Source organism: Kitasatospora sp. NPDC091257 (assembly GCF_044757675.1).
GTDB lineage: Bacteria > Actinomycetota > Actinomycetes > Streptomycetales > Streptomycetaceae > Kitasatospora > Kitasatospora lactacystinica.
The window spans coordinates 1-3,589 of record NZ_JBIVVI010000956.1; the positions used below are offsets into that span (position 1 = coordinate 1).

At 75.5% G+C, this 3,589-nt stretch carries 4 protein-coding genes; 2 read left to right on the forward strand and 2 right to left on the reverse strand.

Features of this window, described 5'->3' with window-relative positions:
• The coding region (locus tag ACIQOV_RS32685) for a S8 family peptidase (RefSeq protein WP_401054340.1) at positions 1–731 on the forward strand (731 nt) is incomplete at its 5' end.
• Positions 715–1,272 (forward strand): GAF domain-containing protein, encoded by a 558-nt coding sequence (locus ACIQOV_RS32690; RefSeq protein WP_380549758.1) that lies wholly within the window; start codon positions 715–717, stop codon positions 1,270–1,272. The genes ACIQOV_RS32685 and ACIQOV_RS32690, both read left to right, overlap by 17 nt.
• Here ACIQOV_RS32690 and ACIQOV_RS32695 read toward each other — a convergent pair.
• On the reverse strand, positions 1,263–2,171 hold the full coding sequence (locus tag ACIQOV_RS32695) for a virginiamycin B lyase (protein ID WP_401054342.1): 909 nt from the start codon (positions 2,169–2,171) through the stop codon (positions 1,263–1,265). The genes ACIQOV_RS32690 and ACIQOV_RS32695 overlap by 10 nt on opposite strands.
• A 103-nt stretch (positions 2,172–2,274) precedes the next feature.
• Positions 2,275–3,375 carry an AI-2E family transporter gene (locus ACIQOV_RS32700; protein WP_401054343.1) on the reverse strand — a complete coding sequence of 367 codons (1,101 nt, stop codon included), beginning with the start codon at positions 3,373–3,375 and terminating at the stop codon, positions 2,275–2,277.
• Positions 3,376–3,589: the final 214 nt, after the last annotated feature.

Genomic DNA, 3,589 nt, shown 5'->3' on the forward strand with positions numbered 1-3,589 from the left:
GGGTCTGCGTGGTCGACTCCGGGATCGAGCCCGACCACCCGCTGGTCGGGCCGGTGCAGGGCTCCTGGGCGGTGGCCAGGGACCCGGCCACCAGGGAGCTGGTCGTCCGCCCGGACTCCGCCGGCGACACCTGCGGGCACGGCACCGCCTGCGCCGGCATCATCCGCCGCACCGCCCCGGACTGCGAGCTCTACAGCGTGCGGGTCCTCGGCGAGCGCTTCACCGGCACCGGCGACATGCTGATCGCCGGGCTGCGCTGGGCCGTCGGGCAGCGCTTCGACGTGATCAACCTCAGCCTCTCCACCACCCGGACCCGCTTCCTGGACGAGCTGCACGCGATCGCCGACGACGCCTTCTTCGCCCGCACCGCGATCGTCGCCTCCGCCCACAACACGCCGGTGGAGAGCTACCCGTGGCGGTTCTCCTCGGTCATCTCGGTGGGCAGCCACCAGGAGGACGACCCGCGGCTGCACCTGTACAACCCGGCCCCGCCGGTGGAGTTCTTCGCGCCCGGCCAGAACGTCCGGGTGCCCTGGCTCGGCGGCGTCACCATCCGCACCACCGGCAACAGCTTCGCGACCCCGTACGTGGCCGGGCTCTGCGCCCGCATCCTGTCCCGGCGGCCGAGGCTGACCACCTTCCAGCTGAAGAGCGCGCTCTACCTCACCGCGGCCAACGTCCAGGTCCCTTCCACCCCCACCCCGGAGGCGCCCGATGACCCTCAGCACTGACCCCGCCGTCGACCCGCTGGCCCGCGAGCTGCTCCAGTCCGTGGTGGACGTCGCCCGGGCGATCTTCGGCGCCCAGGCGGGCTCGGTGTGCCTGCTCGACGAGGCGGCCGGGGAGCTGGTCTTCCAGGCCGTCTCCGGGCGCGGCGAGGAGTCGCTGGTGGGCCGCCGCTTCCCGGCCGGCCGGGGGATCGCCGGCTGGGTGGCCGCCTCGGGCGAGCCGATGGTGGTGGACGACCTGGGCGCCAACCGCACCTTCGACCGGGACTTCGCCGAGTCCACCGCGTACGTCCCGACCGCCCTGATGGCCGCGCCGCTCACCCACGGCAGCCGGGTGCTCGGCGTCCTGGAGGTGCTGGACCCGGCCCCGCAGGCCCGCGCCAGCCTGCCCGAGCTGGACCTGCTGGCGATGTTCGCCCGCCAGGCCGCCGCCGCCCTGCGGGTGATCGCCGAGCGTTCCCCCGCCCCGGCGCCGGCCCCTGACCGCGCCGCCGCCCTCGGCCTGCTCGCCGACCTGGAGGAGCTGCTGCGCCGTCAGCCCTGAGCGCCCCGGGCACCCAGGGCGTCCCGGGCCGGGGTCAGCCGGGCGATCTGCCCGCGCTCCAGCGCCGCGTACACCGTGCCGTCCGGGGCGACGGCGATGCCGTGCGGCTCGGCGCCCGCGCCCGGGACGGGGTGGCCGTCGAGCCGCCCGTCCGGGGTGAGCACCCCGATCCGGCCGGCGCCCCACTCGGTGAACCAGAGCGCCCCGTCCGGTGCGGCCGCGACGGCGTGCGGCCTGGCCGAGCGGTCGGCCAGCGGATGCTCGGTCACCTTCCCGTCCACGGTGATCCGCCCGACCAGCCCGCCGCCGATCCCGACGTACCAGAGCGCGCCGTCCGCCCCGGCGGTGATCCCGACCGGCGCGGTGCCCTCGGTGGGCAGCCGGTGGACGGTCACCGCGCCGTCGGTGCCGACCCTCGCCACCGCGTCCGCCTGGTTGAGCGTGCACCACAGTGCCCCGTCCGGCCCGGCCGTGATCAGCGACGGGAAGGCCCCGTCGACCGGCAGCGGGTACCGCGTCACCTCGCCGTCCACGGTGATCCGCCCGACCCGGTTCGCGTTCAGCTCGGTGAACCAGAGCGCCCCGTCCGGTCCTGCGGCGATCCCGTACGGGCCGGGGTCCTCGCCCGGCAGCTCGAACGAGCCGGCCCGCCCGTGGACGTCGATCCGCCCGATCCGGTGGTCCCGCATCCGGCTGAACCAGAGCGCCCCGTCCGGCCCCGCCGTGATCACCGCGGGCCCGCACCCGGGCGCCCCGAGGCCGTGGCGCCGCACCGTCCCGTCCGGGGCGAGCCGCCCGATCTCCCCGCTGTGCACCAGCGTGAACCAGACGCCCCCGTCGGGCCCCACGGCGACCCCGTACGGCCCGGCTCCCGCCTCGGCCACCTCGAACAGTTCCATGCGACCCCTCCCGAAGCACTATTGCGACTCACGTCGCATTAGCAATGCTCACATGATCCCCCGACCGACGGCAACCCGCTTTCCGCTCCGCCCGGCCCGCTGCTCAGTGGTCCGGCGCCGCCGACCGGTCCGGATCCCCGCGCAGCACCGAGACGACGCCCATTCCGGCCGCGCAGACCGGGACGGCGAGCAGGGCGCCGATGATGCCGGCGATGCCGGCGCCGGCCACCACGGCGACCATGATGGTGGCCGGGTGCAGCTCCACCGTGCGGCTCTGGATCACCGGCTGGAGGATGTTGCCCTCGATCATCTGCACCGTGAGCACCACGCCGAGCGCCCAGAGCGCCGTGCCGATGCCACCGTCGGCGAGGGCGACCAGGACCGCCGCCGTGCCGGACAGGAAGGCCCCGACGAAGGGGATGTAGGCGCCCATGAAGACCAGCGCGCCCAGCCCCGGCGCGCCCGGCACACCGAGGGCGAGCAGGCCGATGGTGATGAAGCTCGCGTCGATCAGGGCGATCAGGGTGGTGCCGCGCATGAACCCGGCCATCGCGTCGAAGGCCCGCCCGGCGCAGGCGATCACGGTGGTGGCACTGCGCTCGGGCAGGTAGGAGCGGATGACGTCGCCGGTGCGGTGGCCGTCCCGCAGGAAGAAGAACACCAGGGCGAGCGCCAGCACCCCGCCGGTGATCAGCTGGGTGAGCAGGCCGAGCCCGGAGAGCACGCCGTTGGTGAGGGTGGACACCAGCGAGTTGGTCTCGCCCTTGGCGTTGCTCAGCGCGTGCTGGATCTTCGACCCGAAGGGGCCGAGCCAGCCGGCCAGCCGCCGCCCGGCCTCCGGGAGCGAGGCGGCGATCTGCGGGGCGCTGTGCACCAGGGAGTTGACCAGCAGGGCGATCACCCCGCCGACCGCCGTGACCAGCACCGTGCAGGTCAGCCCGGCGGCCAGGCCCCGCCCGACACCCCGGCGCACCAGCCAGGGCACCACCGGGTAGAGCAGCGAGGTCCCGAGCAGCGCCAGCAGGAACGGCACGGTCGCGGCCCGCAGTTCGACCAGCGCGAAGACCACCAGCGAGGCGACGGCGATCAGCAGGATCACCGCCAGCGACCAGGCCGCCGCCTGCCGCAGCGCGGGCGGCAGCATCAGGTACGGCCTGCGGTGGTCCGGCCGCCGCTCCTCGCCGGGCGCGCGCTCCACGGACACGGTCGCCTCCGCCGGGGTCTCGACGATTCCGGACCGCCTCAGCTCAGCAGAGGTTTCGACGGCCCGCGCGGCGGATCGGCCGGGAGCACCCGAACGAGCTACCCGGGGGCCTCGAACCGCACCGCGCCGTCCTCGCCCGCCCCCGCGAAGGCCAGCACCCGCTGCGCCTCGGCCTCGGCGGCCCGCCGGGCGGGCGGGCGCAGGGGGGCGAACG